At 68.8% G+C, this 25,374-nt stretch carries 18 protein-coding genes; 13 read left to right on the top strand and 5 right to left on the bottom strand.

Annotated features, from left to right (window positions below):
- Positions 1 to 70: 70 nt before the first annotated feature.
- The gene (locus tag D187_RS40485) at positions 71 to 1,903 is read right to left on the bottom strand and encodes an ABC transporter ATP-binding protein (RefSeq protein WP_020918610.1); all 1,833 of its coding nucleotides are present in this window, start codon (positions 1,901 to 1,903) and stop codon (positions 71 to 73) included.
- Positions 1,900 to 3,669 (bottom strand): ABC transporter ATP-binding protein, encoded by a 1,770-nt coding sequence (locus tag D187_RS40480; protein WP_155893943.1) that lies wholly within the window; start codon positions 3,667 to 3,669, stop codon positions 1,900 to 1,902. Before D187_RS40480 ends, D187_RS40485 begins: the two co-directional genes overlap by 4 nt.
- Positions 3,670 to 3,824: 155 nt before the next feature.
- On the opposite strand from D187_RS40480, the gene D187_RS40475 reads away from it, so the two are divergent.
- From D187_RS40475 to D187_RS40465, 4 genes are all read left to right on the top strand, one after another.
- Positions 3,825 to 4,826: a DUF481 domain-containing protein gene (locus tag D187_RS40475; RefSeq protein WP_020918609.1), complete on the top strand. Its 1,002-nt coding sequence runs from the start codon at positions 3,825 to 3,827 to the stop codon at positions 4,824 to 4,826.
- 305 nt (positions 4,827 to 5,131) lie between these two features.
- The gene (locus tag D187_RS56870) at positions 5,132 to 5,305 is read left to right on the top strand and encodes a hypothetical protein (RefSeq protein WP_002626130.1); all 174 of its coding nucleotides are present in this window, start codon (positions 5,132 to 5,134) and stop codon (positions 5,303 to 5,305) included.
- 30 nt (positions 5,306 to 5,335) lie between these two features.
- The gene (locus D187_RS40470; protein WP_002626129.1) at positions 5,336 to 6,580 is read left to right on the top strand and encodes a radical SAM/SPASM domain-containing protein; all 1,245 of its coding nucleotides are present in this window, start codon (positions 5,336 to 5,338) and stop codon (positions 6,578 to 6,580) included.
- Positions 6,581 to 6,616: 36 nt separating this feature from the next.
- Positions 6,617 to 7,312: an SHOCT domain-containing protein gene (locus D187_RS40465; RefSeq protein ID WP_002626128.1), complete on the top strand. Its 696-nt coding sequence runs from the start codon at positions 6,617 to 6,619 to the stop codon at positions 7,310 to 7,312.
- Between the two features lie 27 nt (positions 7,313 to 7,339).
- On the opposite strand, the gene D187_RS40460 is transcribed toward D187_RS40465, so the two are convergent.
- Complete coding sequence (locus D187_RS40460) at positions 7,340 to 9,076, bottom strand: amidohydrolase (RefSeq protein ID WP_002626127.1); 1,737 nt, start codon at positions 9,074 to 9,076, stop codon at positions 7,340 to 7,342.
- Between the two features lie 285 nt (positions 9,077 to 9,361).
- Here D187_RS40460 and D187_RS55995 point away from each other — a divergent pair, with 285 nt between their 5' ends.
- The 9 genes from D187_RS55995 (at position 9,362) to D187_RS51130 (ending at position 19,935) form a co-directional block, all read left to right on the top strand.
- Positions 9,362 to 9,529 (top strand): hypothetical protein, encoded by a 168-nt coding sequence (locus D187_RS55995; protein ID WP_002626126.1) that lies wholly within the window; start codon positions 9,362 to 9,364, stop codon positions 9,527 to 9,529.
- Between the two features lie 376 nt (positions 9,530 to 9,905).
- Positions 9,906 to 10,355, top strand: coding sequence for a nucleoside diphosphate kinase regulator (gene rnk / locus D187_RS40455; protein ID WP_002626125.1), 450 nt, complete (start codon positions 9,906 to 9,908; stop codon positions 10,353 to 10,355).
- Between the two features lie 19 nt (positions 10,356 to 10,374).
- Positions 10,375 to 10,602 (top strand): hypothetical protein, encoded by a 228-nt coding sequence (locus tag D187_RS40450; protein WP_002626124.1) that lies wholly within the window; start codon positions 10,375 to 10,377, stop codon positions 10,600 to 10,602.
- Positions 10,599 to 11,945: a GntP family permease gene (locus D187_RS40445; RefSeq protein ID WP_002626123.1), complete on the top strand. Its 1,347-nt coding sequence runs from the start codon at positions 10,599 to 10,601 to the stop codon at positions 11,943 to 11,945. The genes D187_RS40450 and D187_RS40445 overlap by 4 nt, the downstream gene beginning before the upstream one ends.
- A 493-nt stretch (positions 11,946 to 12,438) precedes the next feature.
- Positions 12,439 to 14,724: a hypothetical protein gene (locus D187_RS40440; RefSeq protein WP_043434088.1), complete on the top strand. Its 2,286-nt coding sequence runs from the start codon at positions 12,439 to 12,441 to the stop codon at positions 14,722 to 14,724.
- 53 nt (positions 14,725 to 14,777) lie between these two features.
- Positions 14,778 to 15,659, top strand: coding sequence for a TIR domain-containing protein (locus tag D187_RS40435; RefSeq protein ID WP_002626120.1), 882 nt, complete (start codon positions 14,778 to 14,780; stop codon positions 15,657 to 15,659).
- Between the two features lie 21 nt (positions 15,660 to 15,680).
- Positions 15,681 to 17,324 (top strand): phospholipase D-like domain-containing protein, encoded by a 1,644-nt coding sequence (locus D187_RS40430; RefSeq protein WP_002626119.1) that lies wholly within the window; start codon positions 15,681 to 15,683, stop codon positions 17,322 to 17,324.
- A 23-nt stretch (positions 17,325 to 17,347) separates the two neighbouring features.
- On the top strand, positions 17,348 to 19,267 hold the full coding sequence (locus D187_RS40425; RefSeq protein ID WP_155893942.1) for a hypothetical protein: 1,920 nt from the start codon (positions 17,348 to 17,350) through the stop codon (positions 19,265 to 19,267).
- Between the two features lie 53 nt (positions 19,268 to 19,320).
- Entirely contained in the window at positions 19,321 to 19,935 is a 615-nt protein-coding gene (locus tag D187_RS51130) for a hypothetical protein (RefSeq protein WP_002626117.1), read from the top strand.
- Between the two features lie 23 nt (positions 19,936 to 19,958).
- Here the strand turns inward: D187_RS51130 and D187_RS40415 are convergent, their stop codons facing one another.
- Positions 19,959 to 23,369 carry an nSTAND1 domain-containing NTPase gene (locus D187_RS40415; RefSeq protein WP_002626116.1) on the bottom strand — a complete coding sequence of 1,137 codons (3,411 nt, stop codon included), beginning with the start codon at positions 23,367 to 23,369 and terminating at the stop codon, positions 19,959 to 19,961.
- Positions 23,366 to 25,366 carry a CHAT domain-containing protein gene (locus D187_RS40410; RefSeq protein WP_002626115.1) on the bottom strand — a complete coding sequence of 667 codons (2,001 nt, stop codon included), beginning with the start codon at positions 25,364 to 25,366 and terminating at the stop codon, positions 23,366 to 23,368. Before D187_RS40410 ends, D187_RS40415 begins: the two co-directional genes overlap by 4 nt.
- Positions 25,367 to 25,374: the final 8 nt, after the last annotated feature.

Here is a 25,374-nt window from a genome sequence, read left to right as displayed (position 1 = left end):
CGCTCCTTGGGTGGCGGGAGGGCCGGGAGTCTAACCTGGAATACTTGTTTTCATTAAAAAGTCTTTTAAACTACTTAACGCTCCTTTCAGGGTTTACCGTGGACTCACCGCCGTCACGGGGCGTGGGGGATTGCTGGCCGTACAGCGTGGCGTAGAGGCCCCCCCGGGCCATCAGCTCCGTGTGGGTCCCCCGCTCGACGATCCGCCCGCCCTCGAGCACCAGGATGAGGTCCGCGTGACGGATGGTACTCAGACGGTGCGCGACGACGATGCTCGTGCGCCCCGCGAGCAGCGTGGTCAGCGCGCGCTGGATGAGGGACTCCGTGCGCGTGTCGATGTTCGCCGTGGCCTCGTCGAGGATGAGCACTCGCGGATCGGCGAGCACCGCCCGTGCGAACGACACCAGTTGCCGCTGCCCCTGGCTCAACGTGGTGGAGCCCGGTGCCAGCTGCGTGTCGTAGCCCTGGGGCAGCGCGGTGATGAAGTCATGCGCGTGCACCGCCCTCGCGGCGGCCTCGATCCGCTCGCGGCTCGCGTCCGGCCGGCCGTAGGCGATGTTCTCCGCCACCGTGCCCGAGAAGAGCACCGGCTCCTGGAGCACCGTGGCCATCTGCGCGCGCAGGCTCGCCCGTTTGATGTGGCGCACGTCCCGCCCATCCAGCCGCACCACGCCCCCGGTGACGTCGTAGAAGCGTGGCAACAGGCTCGTCACCGTCGTCTTCCCCGCCCCCGTCGGGCCCACCAGCGCCACCGTCTGCCCCGGCCCCACCTCGAAGCTCACCTCGTGCAGCACCGGCCGCGCCGCGTCGTACCCGAACGACACCCGCTCGAAGGACAGCCGCCCCTGTGCCCGCTCCAGCTCCACCGCGTCCGGCGCGTCCTCCGGCTCCTGGGGCTCGTCGAGGATGGCGTAGACGCGCTCGGCGCCCGCGAGCGCCGACTGCATCAGCGTGTAGACCGAGGACGCCAGTTGCAGCGGCCGGAAGAACTGCTGGGTGTAGAGCAGGAAGGCCGCCACCAGGCCCACGCTCGCATGTCCCTCGAGCACCCGGTAGCCGCCATAGCCAATCACCAGCGCGATGGAGAGCGTGGAGAGCACGTCGATCACCGGCGAGAACGCGGAGGTGATGCCGGTGGCGGACACGTTCGCGTCGCGGTTGGCAGCGTTGCGCGCCCGGAAGCGCTCGATGTTCACCTCGGTGCGGTTGAACGCCTGGGCCTGACGCACGCCGCCCAGTTCCTCCTGGAGCCCCGCCGTCACGTCTCCCACCGTCTCGCGCGTCTTGCGGTAGGCGCGCCGGGCCCGGGCGGCGAAGGCCCAGGTGGTCAGCACCATCACCGGGATGATGGAGAAGCAGGCCAGCGCCAGCGGCACATCCAGCGACACCATCGCCACCAGCACGCCTACCAGCCCGAGCACCGAGCCCAAGAGCTGCGCGATCCCCTGCGAGAAGAACTGGCTGAGCAGATCCACGTCCCCCAGCAACCGGCTCATCAAGTCGCCCAGGGGCCGCCGGTCCAGGTAGGACAGCGGAAGCGTCTGGAGCCGCTCGAAGAGGCGCGCGCGCATCCCGGCGAGCACGCGCTGTCCCGTCTCGCCGATGCGCAGCGTCTGCTCCCGCTGGGCCACCATGGACACCGCGTAGACGACCAGCAGGAGCGCCAGCTCGCGCAGCAGTCCCCGCCCATTCCGGCCCATGATGTCGTGATCGATGGCATGGCCCACCAGGTACGGCCCGGCCGCCTGCGCCAGGGCGCCCACCACGACGAAGCCCAGGGCGATGAGCAGCGAGCGGCGATGGGGCCGGGTCTCCCCCAACAACCGCCGCGCCACCGCGCCCCGATTCCGGGCGCGCTCCACCTCGAGTTCCGCCATGCCCCGAAGGTCCGCGGGCCGTCTCATGCGGCCTCCACGGAGTCCGGCTGGAGCTGGGAGCCGAGGATTTCATTGTACAGGGCGCTCGTGGCGAGCAGCTCCTCGTGACGTCCCCGCGCGGCCACACGCCCCTCGTCGAGCACGATGACGAGGTGGGCGTCGCGCACGGTGCTCAGCCGCTGGGCGATGACGATGGCCGTGCTGCGCGTGGAGCGCATGAGCTCATCGAGCGCCCGGCGGATCTCCGCCTCGGTGCGCGCATCCACCGCCGAGGTGCTGTCATCGAGGATGAGCAGGCGCGGCTGGGTGAGCAGCGCGCGGGCGATCGCCACGCGCTGGCGCTGTCCGCCCGACAGGCCCACGCCGCGCTCGCCCACCACCGTGTCGTAGCCCTGGGGCAGCGCGGCGATGAACTCCTCCGCCTGGGCCGCCCGCGCCGCCGCCTGGACCTCCTCCAGGGTGGCCTCGGGACGGCCATAGGCGATGTTCTCGCGCAGGGTGCCCGAGAAGAGCATCGCGTCCTGGAGCACGATGCCCACCTGCGAGCGCAGGCTCGCGAGCGTCACCTCGCGCACGTCATGGCCGTCGAGCAGCACCGCGCCTCCCGTCACGTCGTAGAAGCGGGGAAGGAGGTTGATGAGGGTGCTCTTGCCCGAGCCCGTGGTGCCCAGAATCGCCACGAGCTGTCCCGGTTCCACCTCGAAGCTCACCCCGCGGAGGATCTCCCGCTCGCCCCCCGCGTAGCGGAAGCGCACGTCGCGCAGCTCCACCCGGCCACTCAAGGCGGGCAGCTGCCGGGCCCCGGGCCTGTCCACCACCTCCACCGCCGTATCGAGCAGCTCGAAGATGCGCACCGCCGACACCCCCGCGCGCGACATCTGCGCGGCGAGGAAGCCGAGCGACACGAGCGGCATGAACAGGAAGCCCAGGTAGCTGTTGAACGCGAGCAGCTCGCCGACACTCAGCCGCTCGTGGAAGATGAGCCACCCGCCCAGCCCCACCACCACCCAGGTGCCGAGGTTGGCGAACAGGCCCACGCGGGGAAAGTGCGAGGAGATGATGCGGATGAGCTGGAGGTTGTGCTCCAGGAATTCGTCGTTGAAGCGCCCGTAGCGCGCCGCCTCGCGCCCCTCGCCCGAGAACGCGCGCACCACCCGGATGCCGCGCAGGCTCTCCTGCAACACCGAGTTGAGCCGTCCGAGCGTGGCCTGCACCAGGCCGAACATCGGGGAGATGCGGCCCATGAACTGGCGGAGCACCCAGAGCACCGGTGCAATGGCTCCCAGCGCCGCGAGCGCGAGCAGCGGGTGCGTGAGGAACAGCAGCCCCGAGCACCCCACCACCATGAGCAGCGAGGCCACCACCTGCACCACCCCGCCGCCCACGAAGGCGCGCACCTGGTCCACGTCGTTCGTCAGCCGCGTGAGCAACTGCCCCGTCTGCGCCTGATCGTGGTAGCTGAAGCTCAAGCGCTGCAGCCGCGCGAAGAGCGCGTTGCGCAAGTCGAACGCCACGCCCTGGGAGGCCCGCTCCGCGAGGTAGCCCTGGAGGAAGTTGAAGAAGCCCCGCACGAGCGCGATGGCCACCAGCCCGACCACGGCCGCGCGCACCACGGACAGCGACCCCCGGGCGAGTCCCTCGTCCACGGCCAGGCGCACCATCTGGGGCGCGGCGAGGTTGGCGCCCGAGGCCAGCAGCAGCGACACGAATGCCCCCACCGTCTCGACCCGGTAGCGCCGCAGATACCCCAGCGCCCGCCAGACGGCCCGTCCTCCTCCGGGAGCGTGTGTCATCCCTCGTTTCTGCTCCATCTCCCGTCTCTCCCGCGACCCCTCGTGGCGAGTCCCGCCCGGTGTGCCTTCGTCTCACTTCCATGCAGGGCATTGCAACCCGGACCCATCCTGGGAGAAGACTGCGCGCCGTTCAGCCCTCTTCAGGATGTCTCACCGTGATTTCCGTCCCTACCCTGTTGTCCACCGTCCTCCTGCTGCAGACCCCTCCCACCGTGCCCCCGGCGCCCGCCGATGACAAGGCCGCCGCCAGCGAGCAGCGCGCCACCGCCGCCGCGGACGCCGCCGAGCGCGCCGCCGCCGCCGCCGAGCGCGCCGCCGCCGCCAACGCCCGCATCACCGAGGCCATCAAGCAGCTCGCCCAGGAGATCTCCCGCGCGGCTCCCGACCTCACCACGACCGGCCCGGACGGCAAGCCCGTCGCGCCACCGCCCCCCCAGCCGGATGTCTGGAACGCCACGGTGGGTCTGGGCCTCATCTTCATCTCCGGCAACGCGTCCACCGTGACGCTCAACGGTCTGGCCACCGCGGAGCGCAAGTCGGAGCATTGGATCTACTCCGCCCAGGCCTCGGGCTCGTATGGCGAGAGCCGCGCGCCCACCCTGGAGGGACAGGCGGAGGCACCCAACCAGGTGGTGGCGCTCAACGCGGCCCTGCAGTTGCGCGCGGACCATCGCTTCACCCCGCAGATCAGCGGCTACATCCTCGGCCGGGGTGAGACGGACCACGTGAAGAGCGTGGAGTTCCGGGGCAGCGGCGAAGTGGGTATCGGCGTCATCTGGTGGGACGTGAAGCGCCAGGACGGCAGCGAGTCCTTCCTGCGCACGGACCTGGCCCTGAGCTACGCCCGCGAGACGCGCTTCCAGTACTACCCCACGCGCACGGATCTGCCGGACGTGTCGCTGGGCGGCCCGCGCGCCGGCCTGGCCTTCCGCCATGGCCTCACCAAGGACGTGGCCTTCGTGGATGAGTTGAGCGTACTGCCCAGCCTCATCGAGGGATCGCGACTGCTCGTCACCAACCAGGCCCAGCTCAACGTGCGGCTCACCCGGGCGCTCGCCATCGCCACCACCTTCCTCGTGCAGTACGACAGCATGCCCGCGCCGGGAAAGTTCCCCACGGATACCTCGCTGTCGGTGAGCGCCGCGGTGACCTTCTAGCCCGCCCGCCCTCCGAGCCGTTGTCACCCCGGCGGTACCCGAGCGCCCGGGGTGACTAGCTTGGAGGCAGGTGTGGATGGAGGCACCCACGGATGGCGCACGTAACGCGCTACACGAAGCAGGACTGCCCCTACTCCCAGGCGGCCCGGTTACTGCACCTCGGGCTTCGATTGCTCGGGCGGCAGCTGCCAGGGCATCGACTGCCACCGAGCCCATGCGCGTCGTCGTGGCGGACGGCTGACATTGACACGCACCATCAGTGATTCTTATCCTTGGGGGCTCACCCATTCTGCAGGAGAGTCCTCATGACGACGAAGACCGAGAAGAAGTTCCCTCGTACGGAGATCCTGAATCGGCAGAGCGAGCGCACGCGCAAGGTGCTCGAGCTGGAGGAGAAGAACCTGGAGAACGTGACGGGAGGCGCCGAGCGTGGAGACGCTTCCATCTACGGCCTGCCGCCCCCGCCGGACCTGCGCTGAAGTCCTCCCCCTGACCGCGCGCTCGCCCCCATGCCGCTTCCCGTCCTGCAACGCCGCACGGCCTACGCCGTGTGGGAACTCACCCTGAAGTGCAACCTCGCCTGCGGCCACTGCGGCTCGCGCGCGGGCTCCAAGCGCGAGGACGAGCTGTCGCGCGAGGAGGCGATGGACCTGGTCCGCCAGCTCTCCGAGGTGGGGATCCAGGAAGTCACCATCGAGGGGGGCGAGGCGTTTCTCCGTCCCGACTGGCTCGACATCGCCCGGGCCATCACCGACCACGGCATGCGCTGCACCATGACGACGGGCGGCTATGGCCTGTCGCGCGAGACGGCCCGGCGCATGAAGGAGGCGGGCATCTCCCACGTCTCCGTGTCGGTGGACGGGCTGGAGGCCACGCATGACCGCATCCGTGGCCGGCGCGGCTCCTTCCGCTACTGCTTCGAGACGCTGGGGCACTTTCGCGACGCGGGCCTGCTCTTCAGCTCGAACACGCAGATCAACCGGCTGTCCGCCCCCGAGATGCCCGAGCTGTACGAGCGGCTGCGGGACGCGGGCTGTAGCGCCTGGCAATTCCAGATCACCAACCCCATGGGCAATGGCGGGGACAACGCGTGGATGCTGTTGCAACCCGCGGAGCTGCCGGATCTCTACCGGATGCTGGCGCGCATCGCGGTGCGGGCGCGTGAGGAGGCGAAGCTCGCGTTGGCGCCCTCCAACAACATCGGCTACTTCGGCCCGTATGACGACCTGCTCTTCGCCAACGTGGGCCAGGTGTGGGCGGGGTGCAAGGCGGGGCTGTCCGTGCTGGGCATCCACGCCGACGGGGGCATCAAGGGCTGCCCCACCCTGCCCTCCGAGTACATCGGCGGCAACATCCGCCAGCAGCCCCTGTCGGACATCCTCGACTCGCGCGAGCTGACCTTCAACGCCAAGGCTGGCACGGAGGAAGGCACCGCGCACATGTGGGGCTACTGCGGCAGCTGCAAGTACGCCGAGGCGTGCCGGGGCGGGTGCACGCAGATGGCGCACGTGCTCTTCAACCGCAATGGCAACAATCCCTACTGCCACTACCGCACGCTGGAGCTCGCGGGGCGGGGACTGCGCGAGCGGGTGGTGCGCAGCACGCCGGGTCAGGGCAAGCCCTTCGACCATGGCGTCTTCGAGCTGGTGCAGGAGCCGCTGGAGGCGGCCTGGCCGGCGGAGGATGCCCACCACTTCACCTACGCGCGCATCCCGTGGTCCTCGGGTTGGGAGCGCTTCGCCCTGCCCGGGTAGCCCCCGGTCCGCCCCTCGCTCACGGGAGTGCCTGGCATGCTGGAGTTGACCTCGGAAGGACAGCGTGCCGTGGCGGAGCTGGCCCAGCGGCATGGCGTGAGCGGCGAGGCCGTACGGGTCCTGCTCGAGGCCCTCGCCGCCGGAGGCGGTACCCAGGCCCAGTTCAACCATCCCGAGCTCGGTGGACTCGGCCAGTGGTCGCAAGGCGGCATGCTCATGGTCGGCAACATGTTCGACCACGGCCTGAAGGCCCGCGTCGATGCGCTCTGCGTGGAGCTCGCCCGGCGGATGCGCGTGGGACCCCTGTTCACCCCGGCCACGCCCGGCGCCTCCTGGCCCGCGGAGTTCGGTGCGCCTTCCTCCAGTGGCTCGCAAGGGGACGTGCGCTACGCGTACTTCCCCGACCGCCGCCGCCTCGTCATCCAGCGGGGTGGGCAGGTGACGATCCACGACACCGGGGAGCATCGGATCAGCGGCGTCTCCCAGCAGCAAGGCGCTGGCCAGTCACTCACGTTCACCAGCCAGTTCGGTCCTATCCGCCTCTCCGAGCTCCCCGTGATGGGACCCGCCCCCGTGGCGCCCACGAGCCCTTCCGCGACCCCGGCGGCCGCGCCCTCTGCGGCCACCGATCCCTTGTCGCTGATCGAGCGCCTGGCGGAGTTGCGCGACAAGGGCGTCCTCACCGAGGAGGAGTTCGCGGCCAAGAAGGCGGAGCTGCTGAGCCGCCTGTAGCCGCCCCTCCGAGACGGGATCCCGGGCTCAGCAGCAGGTGTGCCGGGACAGGGAGAGCTTGATGGGCGCGGTGGTGCGCGGCGACCGGCCCAAGCGGGCGGCGTCGGGGGGGCGCAGGTAGACGGTCCTTCCGTCCTTGATGGTCTCCATCACCTTCAGGTCCTTCAACGTCTTCGGATCCACGGTGAGCGGGTTGTCCGACAGCACCACCAGGTCCGCCAGCTTGCCCGGCTCCAGGGTGCCCTTCTGGCTCTCCTCGAAGTTCTGGTACGCGGCCCAGGCCGTCACCGCCTTGAGCGCCCGCGGGGGGTCGATGCACTGTTCGGCGCCCAGGGGCACCCCGTCGCGCGTGGTACGGGTCACCGCGCTCCACAGGAGCGGAAGGATGTCCGGGGGCACCACGGGCGAGTCGTTGTGAATGGTGTAGCGCATGTCCAGGTCCGACGCGGACTTGAGCGGGGAGATGCGCCGGGCCCGCTCCTCTCCCAACGTCTCGCTCCGGTGCCACTCCCCCCAGAAGAAGGTATGTGACACGAAGAACGTGGGCAGGATGCCCAGCGCCTTCATCCGCTCCAACTGGTCCTCACGCACCGTCTGCGCATGCACCATCACCGGCCGGCGGTCTCCCGGGCCGAACTTCGTGGTGGCGCGCTCCACGGCGTCCAGGAACATGTCCGCCGCCGCGTCACCATTGCAGTGCACGTGCAGTTGCCGGCCCATCTCGAAGGCCTTCTCCACCTCCGCGTCGAGCTCCGCCTGCGTGAGGATGGGCTGGCCCCGGTAGTCCGCGGACTCGTTCTCGGGCGGCTTGAAGTAGGGCTCCGACAGGAACGCCGTCTTGCCCTGGGGTGAACCATCCTGGGTGATCTTCACCCCGCCCACCCGCAGGTGGTTGAGGTATTGGCTCCCGGGCAGCGGGGGAATCTGGTCGACGACCTCCGTCTCCGTGTATTTGGGGAACACGACGACGTCCAGGTAGAGCAGCCGCAGATCCGCGGCGGCCCGCAGCAACTGGAATCCGGGCGCCGTCGCCAGGCCATCCTCCACCGTGGTGATGCCCAGACTCGCGTAGTACGCCTGCAACTCACCGAGCGTCTCGAGCAGACCGGGAACATTGGGCTCCGGCATCAATTGATTGTAGGCATTGACGGCCTCCTCCTCCACCACCCCCGTGGGCCGGCCGTTCCCGTCCACCCGGATGACGCCACCCTTCGGGGCGTCACTCGCCTGGTGGTAGCCCACCGCGTCCAGCAGGTGGCTGTTGAACACCGCCAGATGCGCCGAGGTGTGCACGATGCAGATGGGGTGCCGAGTGGAGACGGAGTCGAGCTCCTCGCGGGTCGGATGCCTCTGCTCGGCAAGCAGGGAGTCGTCATAGCCGCTGGCGAGCACGAGCGTGCCCTCGGGAATGGCCTTCTCCTGGATGTATGCCCTCAAATCCCGGAGGATGTCTCCGATGCACGTGATGGGACCGGCGGGCGGTGGCGCCAGGTTCGGCGTGCCCCAGTAGAGCAGCCAGCCCATGAGGTGGCCATGGGCATCGATGAAGCCCGGCAAGAGCGTGTGGCCCTGGAGGTCCACCACGTCCGTGTCCTCGCCCACGAGAGTCTGGAGTTCCTCCCAGGTCCCCACGGCGAGGATGCGCTTGCCGCTGATCGCCAGGGCCTCCACCTGGGGCCAGGCATCATTCATGGTCAGGATGGGACCGCCGCGATAGATGCGATCCGCCTGGATCTTCGACTGCTTGTCGGAAGGAAGGGTCATGTCGGGACTCGGGCCTTGGAATGACAGAGGGTGTCGGCGGCCTATAGCCAATCACGTGGACCTGGAGTGATGAGCTTTAAGCTGAATTGACAACGGATGCGCATCCATGCATCGCCCCCCATTCCGGGCGGAATACAATTCGTTCCCGTTGTCAACGCTTGAAAAAGCAGATGAGGGCCCTCCGCGGGGAATGGCTATAGGAGCGCCGCCACTCCCAACCCCACGAGGCACTCATGAGCACTTCCACGACTCATCCGGATCTCGCAGTCCGTCCCGGACAAGCGCGTGAACGCGGCCCTCACCACGATCCTCGTGGAGCAGCTCAAGGTCACCAACGGGAACGACAATGTCGACTACAAGCTGTACCTCCTGGTCTCGCCGACCCATGACCCCGCGGAACTCGGCTTCCTCTTCGGCCTGATCGACACGGACTCGGACGCGTTGACGGCCTAGCTCGCCGAGCGGCGCCCGAAGGTTGAGTAGAACGGACCACGAGGGGTATGAGGCCCGCGCGCTCCCGGGTTGGACCCGCTCGCTCCCATGGGTTGCGGAAGAACGTTTGAGCAAGTACCTTCAGGGTGGCACTTGGAGGCGTCTTGTCCCGATTCACCTTCTCGCTCAGAGCATCGATGCCCCGGCGCGGCGCTCAGGGAAGGTGTGTCCGCAAAACGCCTTGCCCTGGGGGCGCGCCTCGACGGTGACGGGTTGATCCCACCGCCGACGGCGCTCCGCTCCCCCGCTTCCTAGCAAGACCGCATTCCCCCCTCATCCACCCCTCTTCCCAAGGCTTCTGGCTCGCCGTGGCGCGCCAGGGGCACCGAGGTTCTCCATGAACTCACGTCCAGAGATCGAGCAGCGCGTCACGACATCCGCTCCCACCGTGCGAGTCACCGCCGAGGACATGCAGCGCCTGCGGGTGGTGGTGGATCGGCACCTCGACGGCTCCCTGGCGGCCGCGGCCGAACAGTTGGACGGAGAGCTGGAGCGCGCGGTGGTGGAGCCTCAAGAGCAGATTCCGCCCGATGTCGTCACCATGAGATCGCGCATCCTCTTCGAGGACGTGGACACGGGCCGTCGCCGCGAGGCGACGCTGGTCTATCCAGAAGAGGCGGATATCGAACAGTCGAAGATCTCGGTCCTGGCGCCGGCGGGGTTGGCGGTGCTGGGTCTCAAGAAGGATGACATCATCGAGTGGCCGTTGCCGAATGCACGCCGTACCCGGTTCCGCATCGTGGAGATCCTCTACCAGCCCGAGGCATCCGGTGACTTCCATCTGTGAGCGAGGAGGCGGCCAGGCAATGGCGGACGACAACCGTTGGGCGAACCTGGTGAACACCGCCTTCCTCCTCGACCAGGCACCCAGGGGCCCGGGCCCGGAGGGCCTCCGGCCGGCACTCGCGATGATCGAGAGCGCGCTCGAGGTGTTTCCCGCGACCGTGGACCCCGTGGAGGACTTCGAGGGGTATGCCGTGCGCCGGCTGCTCCTGGCGCTCAACGCGGCCCTGTCGGAGAGCGTGCGAAGTTGAGCCTCGCGGACCTCCGACTGCTCCTCGCGGCCGTCCTCGGCATCGCGGCGGCCGTGGGGCTGATCGTCAAGGGGCGCCTGCACCCCTTCATCTCCCTGCTCTGCGGGGCCTTCACCGTCGGCCTGGTGGCGGGCCTGCCGATGGAGGACACCGCGAAGGCGGTCCAGAAGGGCGTCAGTGACATCCTCGGGAGCACGGGGCTGGTCGTGGCGCTCGGCCTGTCGCTCGGCGCGATGCTCCAGCTCTCGAATGCCGCGTCCTCGCTGGCACAGGCCAGCCTGAAGCTCACCGGGCCGGCGGGAGCGCCGTGGGCGAGCCTGTTCGTGGCGATGGTGATCGGCCTGCCCTTGTTCTTCGAGACCGGCCTCGTGCTCCTCCTGCCGATCGTGGTGGCGGCCGCGGCCACCCTGCCCAACAGCTCGAACCCGGACGCGGCCAAACTCCGGCTCATGCTGCCCGCCCTGACCGGCCTGTCCGTCGTGCACGCGCTGGTCCCGCCCCATCCAGGCCCCCTGCTCGCCGTCAACGCGCTCGGCGCGAACATGGGCCGCACGATGCTCTACGGAATCCTGGTCGCGATCCCCACCGCGATCGTCGCCGGTCCGCTACTGGCGTTCTTCACCTCTCGCGATGTCCGGCTCATGGCGCCCGTCATCGAGCGGCACGACTTCGCGCTCGCCGCGCCGCCCAAGGCGTCCTCGCTCTTCGTCATCCTCCTGCCGGTGGTGCTCATCGCGGCGGGGGAGTTACGCGGGCTGCTGCCGCCGTGGACCGCGTCCCGACTGGGTTGGCTGAGCGCGGTGAGCCATCCGGTGCCCGCGCTCCTGCTGACCAACCTCGTCGCCCTGCCGCTGCTCTTCGGGCGGAAGCTGCGCGACCCCCAGGTGCAGGACACGATCTGGACGGACACGATGAAGTCGGCGGGAGCCATCCTGCTGTCCATCGGCGCCGGCGGAGCGCTGAAGCAGGTCCTGGTCTCGGCCGGCCTTTCCAACCTCCTGGCGAAGCTGGCCTCGGCCCAAGCCATCTCTCCGCTCCTGTTGGGCTGGTTGGTCGCGGTGGCCATCCGCCTCGCGACGGGCTCGGCCACCGTGGCGACGATCACCACCGTCGGCGTCATGTCCGGGGTCGTCACCGCGACGGGAGTCACTCCGGAGTGGGTCGTCCTCGCCATTGGCGCGGGGAGCGTGTTCTTCTCCCATGTGAACGATCCCGGCTTCTGGCTGGTCAAGAGCTATCTCGGGACGACTACCCCCGACACGTTCCGCACCTGGTCGCTGCTGGAAACCGTGATTTCAGTCGTCGGACTGGTGGCGGTGCTTTGCGCCAGCGCCCTGCTCTGACCTTCCCGGGACCCCTGCCCTGATTCGTCAGGGTGCTGGCGCAAAACGTCACCCGTCTGGAGGCCCCGGCTCCAGGTGTCTTGAAATCCCGCGTGCTTGCCTGGGTGCCCGCCCCTGGCAGGCCGCGTGCTCTTGCGTTGTGGAGACACGGAGTTCGCGCAGGAGGGGTGTGCCGTCCCTGGCCGCGCGGGCCCCGGGTCTACCCCCTTCGTACAACCCTGCCGCCCCTCCCTCACCGGCCGCACTGACCCGGGGGCCAAGAGAGGGCATGTTCAGGAAACTCAGCATCTCTCCTACCCATGGGTAATGGCCATGGCACCGGGCGCTCCGCATCATCCTCATTCGATATTCCAGCCACCAGCGCGGGAGCGGGAGCATGGGTGCTTCGAGAGAATGCCAGGCAAGACTTCATCCCACGCTGCTCTCCCTGGCCTTGGGAGAGGGACCGTCCGGGCTCGTCTTTCGTCCGGAACCTCCCGGAGACGAAGGGCGTTTGCGCCTCCCTCGCGTCGAGGTAGCGATCGATGTGGAGGCCGATGAGCTGCGCGCTCTCCTGGAGGGGCTGGCTGGCGGAGCGCTCCTGTCCGAGGAGGTTCGCGCTGTCCTCAGCGAGCTCAGGACGCGCTACCAGGTCGCGGTCTCTCCCTCGTTGGAGTCGAACCTGCTCACTCGCTGTGGGCCCGTCTCCGATGGAAGTCCCCTCGCTGAATTGCGGACGAGCCACCTGCTCGAGGCCATGGCACTCGTCGCCGTCCGCATCATCGAGCGGGCACAGCGGGCCCTCTTCGACGTGGAGCCCTTCTCGGAGGTCCACTTCAACTTCTCGGCCGAGGCCAAGGTCGCCCTGCGTCTGGGTTGGGAGGCCATGGCGAAGCATGGCAGGTTTCCGCTGCCTCCCCAGGGAGCGCGGCGACTGAGTCGCATGTGGGAGATGCCCTGCGGGGCCATGCACTTCGTCTCGGCGAGCGATGGCGACGCGGGCTACTACTTCACGATGGGCATCGCCCAGTCGCCGGAGGCCCAGGCCCTGCGGGACCTGGGTCTCGTGCCCTACGGCCTCGATGGCGAGCTGATCGTCCCCGGACAGGCCGTCGCGCCCATCCCTCCCTTCCTCGGCATGGCCACACGCCTCTTCGCCTCGTCCCTGGCCACGAGCAGCAACATCTCCGAGGACATCCAATCCATTCCCTACAGCAGTTTCGCCCACCCCGAGATCATGGATGTCGCGCCGATCCGGGGCTACCTGTTCCGCCCCCGACATGCCACGGCGGCACGTCTGCAGGATGCCCAGGAGGAGGTTCGTGCGCAGCTGACGCGCTACCGCGCCTTCGTCGCGCAGACGACCCCCACCGATCGGGAGTTCCTCCCGGATGTCGGTGCCGCCATCGACGTGAGCGGGCTCGCGGAGGCCGACCTGGATGGCTTCATCCAGGCGGTCCTGCAACCGTTTTCCCCGGCGGAGCGGGAGCAGATCGCCCTCTACCTGCTGCTGGAGATGGACCCTGGCAACGCGGAGGCCACACAGACACAGTTCAAGGAGACCCCCCGGGTCATCGCCACGCGCAAGGCGATCGACGCCGCGCAGCGGGCCGGACTGCGTTTCGTGGCCGTGGCTGATCAGAACGAGGACGAGTGGTTGCCGAACCTGCTCGAGTACTTCACCTGCTCCGAACTCAACCACCTGGCCGACTACTCGGATGCGCGCGGTGTCATCCTCTGCGACGGACGTCCCATCGACCCGGTCTACACCGCCGCCACGTCCGCCCAGCGCATCCAGTCCGTCTTCACGACGCTGTCGGTGGACATCCTCAAGATGGGAATGTGGCTCGCCCTGGACGCGCTCTCGGCCCGGCGGGTGTGGCGGGAGTTGCAGCGCACGCCCCACATCCCCGAAAGGATGTTCCTGATGCCCATTGGCATCCTGGAGCCCTACAGCGGTTTCGTGGACAACCGCAACCGCGGCAAATCTCCGCGGGCCATCCTCGATCCTTTCGAGAAGATCCGATTCATGATCGAGGAGGCCCAGGTGCTCGGCATGCCCTCGCTCCTCACGGATACCCGGCACAAGTCGCGCTGGGTGCTCCTGGGCTCCGTGGATGGGGATCTCAAACCCCACGTCCGGGAGTCCCTCGGGGCCATTCCCCTCCTCGGCCGCGAGAAGTTCATGGAGGCCGAGCGTCTGGCCCGCCGGGCGGGGATCCTCCTGGGCCAGGCGGGCTCCATCGAGGCGGAGCAGATCTTCTGGATCATCAGCGACACCACCTACGATGCCGCCAGGGAGCAGCGCAACCCCGCCACCTCCTTCTGGACGGCGGAAACGGAGCGGGTGCTGAGGACGTCCACGGGAGAGGATCTGCGGGGCGATCTCCAGGCCCAGCGCCGAGCCGCCATCCTCCCCTATCTCGCGCTCGTCAATCGCACCTATGAGTCCCATGCCCGGATGGATGGCTGGCTCAGGTACCTCCAGAGCATCGGGCAGGGTGACGAGGAGTTGCGCCTGGAGTTGCTGCGGCAGAAGGCGAGCCTGGACGAGTCGCAGAACCAGTATCTGGCCAGGCAGAAGGACGGCACTCCAGCCGACTACGAGCGCGCGTGGGAGTTGTTCCGGACGGCGTTCTGCGCCTACCACGCCCGGTTGAAGAAGCACTTCCTGGCCGTGCGCAACCAGGTGGCCGAGGCCTGGTGGGCCGCCAAGCGCCCGGGGCCGGGCGTGGAAGAGCCCTGGGTTCACTCCCGGCCCGGCTGGAGCGGTGTGACGTCCCCGGGAGCGCCTCACTGACGCCCGCCAGGACGCTCCCTCGCGAGGCCCCGCCGTCCCAAGGAGAACGAGACATGCAAGAGGTTTCCCACCACAAGACCGTGCCCACGGTCCAGAAGGCCCTGGCGGAGCGCACGAAATCCCTCGCGGGCAAGCTCCTCGCGGAGGCGCGGGTCTACCTCTCGGGTCCCATGGACTTCGTGGCCTCGCGCGCCGAGGAGAAGCGCAACGGCTGGCGCACCCGCGTGGGCGAGTTCCTGACGAAACGCTTCCGGACGACCGTCTATGATCCGTGGAACAAGCCCGAGGTCATGGGCATGCCGCACTATGGCAAGGAGGACGAGTTCTCCGCCCGGCGGCGCGAGAACTGGACGTTCGAGGACACCGAGGAGGGGGCGCGCGCGCGCGCGCAGCTTTCCGCCCAGTTCTGGCCCACGCTCCACATCGACCTGCGGATGGTGGACACCAGCGACTTCCTCATCGCCTACACCCCCACGAACGTCTACAGCGTCGGGACGGCCCACGAGATTGCCCTGGCCCGGCAGCAGTACAAGCCCGTCCTCCTGGTGAGCCCACCGGTGGACGGGACCGTGCTGGAGGAACTTCGGGCCCACCTGGGCAAGAAGGCCGACACGCGGGCCCTCGAACTCCTCGCGCGACTCGAGGCCGAGGCCTCCCTCAAACCCAATCCCGGCGCCATCCCGAGCCTCTGGTACATGGCGCTGCTGGACGGCAGCTATTTCTTCGACGGTTTCGGCTTCGGGCCCTACCTCCAGGAGTTCGGGTGGGAGCGGGGGCCGCTCGACGAGCGGGAGGCGCGCAACCCGCCCAAGAGGCCCCTGTTGCCGTACCTCGATGCGCTCAACGAGAGCATCCCCAAGCGGTGGGATCTCGAACAGGACAAGTACGTGGAGAACGCCGACTGGCTCATCTTCGACCAGCCCGACAGGCCCTGAGCTTCAGCAAAGGTCATATCCATGAGACGACGAGCGAAGAATGAAGCGATCTCGGTCCAGGCGATCGCGGGCAGCTACGTCACCCTGCTCGGTTTCGACGCCACGCCAGAAGCCCGCCGGGGGTTGCTGGGCTTCTCGGTGCGGCGCACCGACCACACCGAGGGGGAAATGGTGTGGCTCAGGGGCCTGCGGTATTTCGAGCGCGACTCCTCGCGCTTCCATCAGGGGATGAGCCCGAGCACCTGGGAGGCGCCGATCCAGGGGTTCCTCTGGGGTGACTACTCCGCCAAACCGGAACACGACTACGGCTATGAGGTCTTCCCCGTCTACGGCGAGCCCGGCCAGCTCGAACATGGCCCCTCGGTGACGGTGAGGATCTCGACCGAGAGCTGCACCGAGAGCATCCACTCGGTGTTCTTCAATCGTGGAGTGGCGGCCTCACAGGCGTACGTGCAGAGATTCCAGAACCTCCCGCCGAATCAGGTGGGGGAGCCTGCCTACCGGTGGCTGTCACGCGGGTTGGACCAGGCGATGATCCGCTTCCTCCGCCAGGCACGGGGGAAGGGCTGGGCCCTCTATGCTTCGGTCTACGAGTTCTCCTACCTGCCCATCCTCCAGGAGTTCCGGGCCGCGCACGAGCGCGGAGTCAACGTCCGCATCATCTACGACGCCAAGGAGGGCGAGGACAAGCCGGCGCGCGCCAATCTCGAAGCGATCGAGAAGGCGGGGCTCACGGAGCTGACCCTCCCGCGCAAGGCCAACACCTCCTTCATCTCGCACAACAAGTTCTTCCTGCTCCTTCAGGACGGCGTGCCCCAGCAGGTCTGGACCGGCTCCACCAACATCACCGAGGGGGGCATCTTCGGGCACTCCAACGTGGGACACCAGGTGCGGGACACCGAGGTGGCCCGGCGCTACCTGGAGTACTGGCACCAGCTCGAGAGGGATCCACTCGCCAAGGAACTGCGGAGTTGGAACGATTCACATCCCCCGCTGCAAGAGGTGGGGCACCCTGGGACTTCCACGGTCTTCAGCCCCCGGAGTTCGCTCGAGGCCCTGGAGTGGTACGCCCATGTCCTGGAGAACGCCACGACGAGCGTCTTCCTCACGGCGGCCTTCGGCCTCAACCCGCTCTTCCAGCAGACCTTCTCGCGGCCTCGCTCCTATCTGCGCTATCTGCTCCTGGACAAACCCGGCAAGGGAATCGATCTCATCGTGCGCCACCCGGGCAACCAGGTGTCCGTCGGGGATCTGCTGGATCAGAGCGAGATCGACGCGTGGTTCCACCGCACGTGGCGCACCGAGCATCTCTCGGGGTTGAACAAGCACGTCCAGTACGTCCACACGAAGTACATGCTCATCGATCCGCTGGGGGACTCCCCGCTCGTCATCTCCGGCTCGGCCAACTTCAGCGAGAACTCGACGAAGAACAACGACGAGAACATGCTGATCATCCAGGGAGACACCCGGGTGGCGGACCTCTACCTGACGGAGTTCATGCGCCTCTTCGTGCACTTCCGCTTCCGGGGGACCGAGTTCGGTGCCCCGGCCGACTCGAGGACGGGAAGGCCCATCTCCATCCATCTCGCGCCGGATGACTCCTGGACGCTCCCCTTCTACGAGCAGGACAGCCCCAAGCAGAAGGAGCGCCTCCTCTTCGCCTGAGCGTTCTCCCAGCAAAGGATTCGATGATGGCCTCCGGGCTCTTTGGAACGATCGAACCACGCTCCCAGCGAGGCAGGGTTGCCTGCTCGGTGCCGCTGCCCGAGGCCGAGTTGCGCGCGGGCAACAGCAACTGGACCAAGGGCCTCCAGTCCATGAGCGAGTGGGTGTGGAGCGCCAACCTCAACCCGGTGGTCTTCCCGAACAACCTGGGGAGATACTTCCTCCAGATCCCCGCCGTCTTCGAGCAGCAACTCCACTACTCGACCACGCTCATCTTCGACGAGCCGTCCTTCAAGAACGGGGTGCAGATCTCCGGAATGCTGCCGCGCCCCCTGCGCGAGATGGTCATCAGCCTCATCGCCCAGCGGCGCCGCTGCTGGTACTCCATGACGCACCACGCGATCCTCGGCAAGCTCACGGCCACCCGGCACGGAATGAGCGATGAGGACTTCGCCGCGAGGTGGAGCCAGCTGGACGAGCACCGCGCGCACGCGGAACTCTTCTCCCGGGCGGAGCTGGCCGCGCTGGACTTCGCGGCCGCCTTCGCCACGAACCCGAAGGCCTACTCGGATGACCAGTACGCGGAGCTGCGGGCGGCACTCGCCGGGGAGAATGAGCGGCGCCACGGACAGCAGGGACGCTGGCTCGAGCAGCTCGCGGCGGCACGGCGAGCCCGGAGCATGGGGCTCCTCAGGGGATTGGAGGGCGCCGCCCTGGACGAGTCCTCACGGGATGCGGCCACCCTCGCTGGCACGCGGCACCTGTCCAGCGAGGCCAACGAGCGGCTCGTGAATGGCCAGGTGGTGGAGCTGGCCTTCGTCTGCCTCCAGTTCGTGGCGCTGACGGGAGTCTTCTCCGCGCTCAACGTCCATGATGAGGACTTCCTCGCGACGACGCTGAAGGAAGTCGTGCCGTCCCCGGTGATCGCGAAGATCAACCAGCTCAACGAGGCGGGCGGGCAAGGAATGGCACCGACCCTGCCCCCTGCGGTCCCCGTTCCGCTCCAGGCCATCCTCGAGGGACGGGTCGTCGTGGAGCCCGCGCCTCTCCAGGGCGCGAGGGTGCCGCTCGTGCCCGACGAGGGCGCTCCGTCCCAGGGCCCGAGGGACAAGGTGATGTCCCTGTTGAGACACCACGGGGAACTGGCCCGCTACCTGCCTCCCTATTCGCTCCCGGTGCTCTTCGACGAGGACACGTGGCGCAACGGCGTCCATACGGGCGGATTCGTCACGCGCCGCCTGAAGGAAGTGGTGAACCAGAAGATCTTCCGCCTGCAGCGATGCCGCTACGGAATCGCCCACCACGGTCTCCTGCTCCTCGACGACTTGCTCCGCGAGCACGGCACGGGCACGTTCCGCCCGCCGTCGATGAGTGATGCCGACGAGGCCCGGGCGAGGGCGCGAGCCCAGGAGCGCGCGAGCACCCTGCTGACGCATGCGCACTCGCATCGCCAGGCACCGGAGGGCGTCTTCTCCGCGTTGGAACGGGTGGCGATGAGCTGGGCCGAGGAGCTCGTGACGCGGCCCCATGAGGCATACCGGATGGAGCAGGGCCTGAGGGATGCCCTGGACAGGGAGAACCGGCACGAGCTGTACGCGGGCCTGAGACGACTCGATACCTCGCTGGATGGCGGCGACGTGGAGGCCGCGCACAAGAGGCTCGTCGATCATCAACTCGCCGAGCTCGCCATGGTCATGGGCCACGTGGATGGCTTGGGCAGGGTGTTCACCCTGTTGCGGCTGGGGTCCGAAGAGCCGGTCCAGGCCCGGCAGCAGGAGGGCTCGGGCAGTCCGCGGGCCCTCGGCCTGTCACTGGCCTCCACGACCGTCGGGGAACTCCTCGTGAATCCACGGGCCAATGACAGGGTCCTCGAGCAGCTCCAGTCGGGCGAGACGTCGATCTTCATCCCGGCCACCGAGACCGTGCGCACGGGAGAGTTTTGATCCGTCCCTTCCAACGAGGTGGGCTCCGCACGGGACCGCGTCTTCGCGCACTCGTGGCGTTGCTCGCCGTGCTCCGCGCCGCGTCTTCCTCCGCGAGCGAGGCCTCCTCCGAGGAGAGCCGGGAGCCGCCGGCCTGGTCGTTCTGGGCCGAGGGCGACTACTACGCACTCCCCGACGCCACGGACTACATCCTCTGGCTCGCCTCCGCGGACCACGGCCTGCTCCACCTCGAGGCCCGCTACAACTACGAGGACCTGCGCACCGCCTCCACCTTCGTCGGCTTGAACTTCGGGTTCGGCGAGCAACTCCGGATGGAGCTCACGCCGATGGCCGGGGTGGTGCTCGGACGGACGAGCGGCCTCGCCCCCGGGCTCACCCTCGACCTCTCCTGGTGGAAGCTCGAGCTCTACTCGGAGCTGGAGTACGTCTTCGCGCTGGGAGCGGGAGACGCCAGCTTCTTCTACAGCTGGATGGATCTCTCCCTCTGGCCCATTGAGTGGGGGCGCGTCGGCCTCGTCTTCCAGCGGACCAAGGAGCGCAAGACGAGCTTCGAGCTCGAGCGCGGCTTCCTCGTCGGCATGGAGCTCGGCCACTTCTCGGCGGCGGTGCACGTCCTCGACCCCGGGGGCCGCGCCTACACCCTCTTCATGCTCGCCGCGCAGTGGTAGGACGGTGCCCCCGCGCCCCACGCTCAATACAGCGTGACGGCCACCAGCAGGCTGGGGCTCTCCCCGTACAGGTCCGGAACGGGGGTCCGCCAGGCGCCTGTCGACAGCGGATTCTCGGTGGACGGCTCGCACTTGTGGGGCCGGAAGTCCACGATCGTCGTGAGGGACAGGGCGGTGCCCCAGCTCCCGTCCGCGCCGGGGGAGACGCGCAAGCCCTCCGCGAAGAGCTGCGTCTGGAGGGTCGGCGGGGGCACGGTGCCCACGCCTGCCCGGTTCGTGAGCACGAAGGTGTCTAGGCCTCCCACCTCGGGGCTGGCGGAGCTCGAGACACCCATGCACGCCCCTGGCGGGAGCCCGGCGATGTCCACCAGCACGGGCCGCACGTACACGCCCCGAGCCTGCCGGAGTTGGAGGGGCGTCAGCCTTCCCTTCAGGGAGATGCGCCACAAGGGACCCTCTCCGGCGGCGCCCTCCACCCGCTCCAGCGGGAGCTTCATCAGTGTCCACTGGTCCGCGCGTAGCTCGCCTGTCCCCATCTGGAGGAGGGGCTCCTGGCGCAGCAGATAGTGGTAGTCCGTGCGGATGGGCGGAGGTGGCGGCCCCTTTGGCACGTCCAGCTCTGGCCGGGAGGCAACGGCGCCCGTGAGGTGCGACCAGCCCGAGAGCAGCAAGGTTCCGCTCGTGAGTTGCTTACCACCGAGGACCAGCCGGGAGTGGGAGCTGTCCCCCTCGTGGATGGACACGGCGAACGGCTCGTCGGAGGGGACCTCCAGCGAGAAGTATTCGACGTCCTTCGCGTGCTGCCAGACGCGCCCCTCGATGCGCGCCTCCTGGACGAGCTGGTACTCCCTCCCCATGCCGGGAAACGTGCCGACCTCGTGGACGGAGAAGAAGACGAGGGTGGAGGCCAGCGCGCCCAGCAGGACGGAGGCACGGGCCCGGAGTGTCGTGCCCCGAGGTGCCCACGGGCGCCTGGCGCGCTCCACCGCCAGGACGGTGAGGATGATGAGCGTCTGGTAGTTGGCCGTGAAGGTCGCGATCTCCAGGATGGCGCTCCAGATCAACTGGAGCGCTCCGGACTGGATGCCCATCCACCACCCCCCCATGCTCAAGAGCGTATTCAGCGTGTAGGGAAAGACCGAGCTGCACAGGGCCGCGAAGATGAAGACCACCGAGGACCTCGTCCCCGGAGTGATGCAGCGGCTGCCCAGCCGGACGAGCCCGACGGTCAGCAGCCACGCCACGAAGGACGTCAGCACGAGGACGGCGAGGAAGACGAGCCCACGGGAGAGCCCCAGCTGCCGCGTCAGCTCGGCCTCGTCCTCCAGGATGGACGTCACCTCGGCCGTTATCACCACCACCAGATGGAGCAGCACGCAACTGAACATCAGCGTCCTGCTCCGGAGCACGACGGCGTTCCAGTCCTCCCGTCCCTCGGCCGCCGCGGTGATCGCCGCCTCCCGGGCCACACTCCAGCCCAGAACCAGCGCCCAGGGGACGAAGACGAACGGGACGTTGTCGATGATGAGCCACAGCATCTGGCCCAGGAAAACGTTCGGCCAGTGCACCGACACCAGCTCCGGGTGGATGGTACAGAGCCAGTAGGCCCCCGCGAGCAGCCCGATCGAGAGAACCCACAGCAGCGCGATCAAGGTGCCCACCTGCGCACCGGTCGTCATCCGCGTGCGGATGGTGGGCTGCTCCCGCTCGATCCGGCGAGCCCGGACGAGGGCCCTTGCATGGCACAGCCAGCGCTCGGGAACGCCCTCGTGCGAGCGGCCCGCCTCCAGCAGGTCCGCCAGCAGCTCCAGCGCGAGCGCCCGCTGCCCCGGCACCTCCAGCGCGCCGCGGAGCATCGCGAGCTGCCGCGGCCCCACGAGCGCGACGAACGACTTCCTCGCCGCGCGGCGCACCTCCTCCTCCTTGTCCGTCAGCGCCAGCGCCAGGCACCGCCCGACGAGCTGGCCCGATGGGTCGCGCAGCTTCCCGCAGGAGGCCGCCGCGCCGCGCCGCACCGGCAGTTCCGGGTGATCGAGTAGCTCGAGCACCAGTCCCACGGAGCGGCCCTCGCCGAACTCGTCGAAGCGGGCGCTCCAGTCCGCCACCGAGTCCGCCTCCCCGTGGAGGCTGCTGCGCAGCAGGAACTCCGCCTGCGTCTCGTCGAGCCGCAGCCAATCCTTCCACGGGTCCACCCGCTCCGCGAGCTGGGGCGCGGTGAGCAGCCACCGTGGGTTCGAGCGCCACTGCGTGTCCTCGCTCAGGGTGTCCACGAGCTCGTACGTCGTGCGGAAGCGCACGTAGTCCACGTCGCTGGAGAGCCAGGACTCGACGATGGACATGAGGTGCTCGTGCAGCAGCTCGTACCAGCGCTCGCCCTGGCGCTGCTCCACGCGCAGCAGGCCCTGCTCGGTGAGGTGATCGAGCACGGCGCGCAGCTCCGCGTACGTCGCCCGCACCGGGCCGGAGCGCAGATCCTCCGCGCGCAGGGCATACCGGGTCCGCTCGGACGAGATGAGGGCACCGAGCACCACCCGCACCAGCAGCATCCGCTCCGCGGCCAGCCCGCTCGTCACCCGGTGGACATACCCGCGGAAGATGCCATCCACGCCGCCCAGCCGCTCCAGGTCCTCCCGTGTCAGGTACACGGGCAGGCCCCGTCGCGCCACCACGTCGCGGTACAGCTCGGTGCAGACGATCTGCAGCACGGGCGGGTCGAAGTTCCAGTCCGCCAGCATGTCCACCATCCGGTTGACGAAGCCCTCCTCGTAGGTGAGGTGCATGTGCTGGAGCGGCCGGACGATGGCCTGCCGCGCGCCATAGGCGGTGAGCGGCAGCAGGCGCAGGCCGTACCGGGTCAGCTCGGGCAACTCCGCGCGCAAGTCCTCCAGTTCGGCGTAGTAGTCCTCGCGCAGGCTGAAGACGAGCCGGATGTTGACGGCGTGCTCCCGGTAGATGTGTCCCAGAAGCGCCACCAGCTCGGCCCGGGCCGCGGGGCGGTCGCGGAAGCGGACGAAGAACTCCTCGAATTGATCCAACACGATGACCAACGGCGTGTGGGCGGACAGCTCCTCCAGCAGGTGTGGCACGCGCTCCTGGCGCTCGGCGGGATGGGCCAGCTCCGGGCGCTGGAACTCCGCGGCCAGGGCGGCGCAGAAGTCCTCCACGGGAGATTCCAGCAGGCGCACCCGCATGGGGTGGAACCCGCGCTGGCGCAGCCGGGGAAAGAGGCCGGCGAGCAGCAGGGACGTCTTGCCCAACCCCGAGCGGCTGTACACCACGTACGTCCGGCCGCGGGTGAGACCGGCCAGGGCCTCCTGCACCTCGTCCTCGCGCCCGGCGAAGCTGGCCTGATCCTCCTCCTCGAAGTAGTTGAGGAACTTGTACGGAGGAGTGGTGGTGCCCTCCGCTGGGTCTGGTGAGCGCTCCAGCCTCATGGCTCCTCCTGCTTCTCCAGCCGCGAGGTGAGCTCCTCGACGACCGCGGCCGGCTCCTCATGAATCCATTGGACGTTGAAGGGCTTCCAGTAGGCCGCGTCCACCTCGGTGGCCGCGGCGGAGACGAAGAAGCAGGGGCCCTGCATCGAGGCCTCACCGACTTCCAGGAGCGAGGCGAGGCGCCGCACCAGGTGGGCGCGCGGGGACACGCCCAGGAAGAGGAAGCCCCGGCCCATCTGGTGGATGAGGTCCACCACCTCCAGGCTCGCGTGTGGCAGGCGCTCCCAGCACAGGTGCTCGTGGTCGGTCTCGCTGAGCACCAGCGAGGTGGCATGGGTGAGCGTGCCCAGGACGTTGAGCAGCAGGGGCTCGGCATGCTCGCCCGGCAGGGACTGCTCCACGCGGTTGAGCACGCGGGGCAGCTTGCGGGCGCGCTTGAGCGCCTCCTCCATCAGCCCGTCGAAGTGGAGGTAGAAGATGCCGGGCACGTCCCAGGTGGCGATCTGCTGCAAGGGGGCCGGCGGCTCCGCGTGGCCGCAGACCGTCTGGATGGACTCGATGAGCTCGTAGCGCTGGCCGTTGCGCTGGTAGTGCTGGCAGACGCGCGCCAGGAGCAGGGCGAGGAACCAGTCATGGGCCCGCTCCATGAGCAGCAGGTCCTCCTCTTCCGGGTAGCCGCACTCCTGGGCGAGGCGGTGGATGAGCTGGCCCAGGGTGGGCGCGAGCACGGGGGCCTCCACGTTGCGCCGCCGCGTCATCGGCGCGAGCCGGTGGAGTCCGGGGCCCACCACTGGGATGAGGCGCCCATGGCGCAGGCTCCGCACCAGCGTCTCCGGGAGCCGCAGCATGGGCCGGGCGGGCGCCGGCGCCACGCGCTGGCGCTCCGGAGCCGGGCGGATGTCGAAGAGCCGCTCGCAGCCGGGGGTGAGGTAGAGCACGGGGGTGATGAAGCCCCGCACGGTGTCCCCGCTGGCGTTGATGCGCAGCGAGCGTCGCGCCTGCTGGACGGCGAGGCCCACGTGCCCGGGGGCGCCTCCGGTGAGCAGCTCGCGGTAGAAGCTGTCCGCGAAGCGGATGGAGACCGTGTCGGAAATCTCGTAGCGCATGGCGACGACGGCGGGCACGCGCGCCGCGCGCATGAGGTGGGGGCCCAGGCCCGAGAGCGTCCGCGAGATGGAGGGCGAGGCTCCCAGGCAGCAGTTGAGCAGCGCCAGCCGCAGCTGTTGTCCCTGCACCAGGTTGGCGAAGGTGCCGGCATCCATCCAGAAGTCGCCCTGCTCGGGCGTCTCCTGGTTGAGCCGCAGGGTGATGCCCTCCTCCGTCACCTCGCCATGGCCGATGTAGTGCAGCACGTCCCAGGGACTGGCCTTGAGCTCGGCCAGGAGCCGGTCCGGTGTCACCCTCCCCTCCACCAGCCCGAGGTGCAGCACCTCCCCCATGCCCCGGGCCACGCCCCGCAGGTTGTTCCACTCGTATTGCACCTGGAGACCGGAGCCCTCGGGGATGACCACCAGCACGCGCAGGGGCTGCTCGGCGCTTGGGGGCCGCAGCGCGGGCGGGCAGCCCCGCGGCGGCGGGCGCAGCAGGCAGTAGCGCGCGTCCGTCCCGAGGAAGCTGCTCGCCATCTCGTCGTGGAGGGCCTCCCACGGCAAGCGCTCCACCTCGGCCTCGGGGGGGATGTCCAGCCAGATGAAGAGGGGTCGGGTCTCGTCCGCCTGCTCCTCCAGCTTCACGAAGGCCTCGAAGACGCCCGGGGGACGCAGCGCGTTCCAGAGCTGACTGCCCACGTCCTGGAGATCCGGCCGGGTGCAGATGCCCTGCTCGATGCGGGCGATGACGCTCCGGGTGCGGGCGCCGAGGGGCAGCTCGAAGCCGAAGGGCCGTTCGATGGGCTGGACGCCACCCGCGCTGAAGCGCACCTGGTAGCCCGTGTCGCCGTGAACGAGTTCGAAGCGGCACGCCAGCGCTCTGTCCTCCTGCTCCAGTTCCATCCTCATCCCCGGCC

It is taken from the genome of Cystobacter fuscus DSM 2262 (genome assembly GCF_000335475.2).
In the GTDB taxonomy this organism is placed as follows: Bacteria; Myxococcota; Myxococcia; order Myxococcales; family Myxococcaceae; genus Cystobacter; species Cystobacter fuscus.
This window is presented reverse-complemented; position numbering and strand designations above follow the sequence as displayed.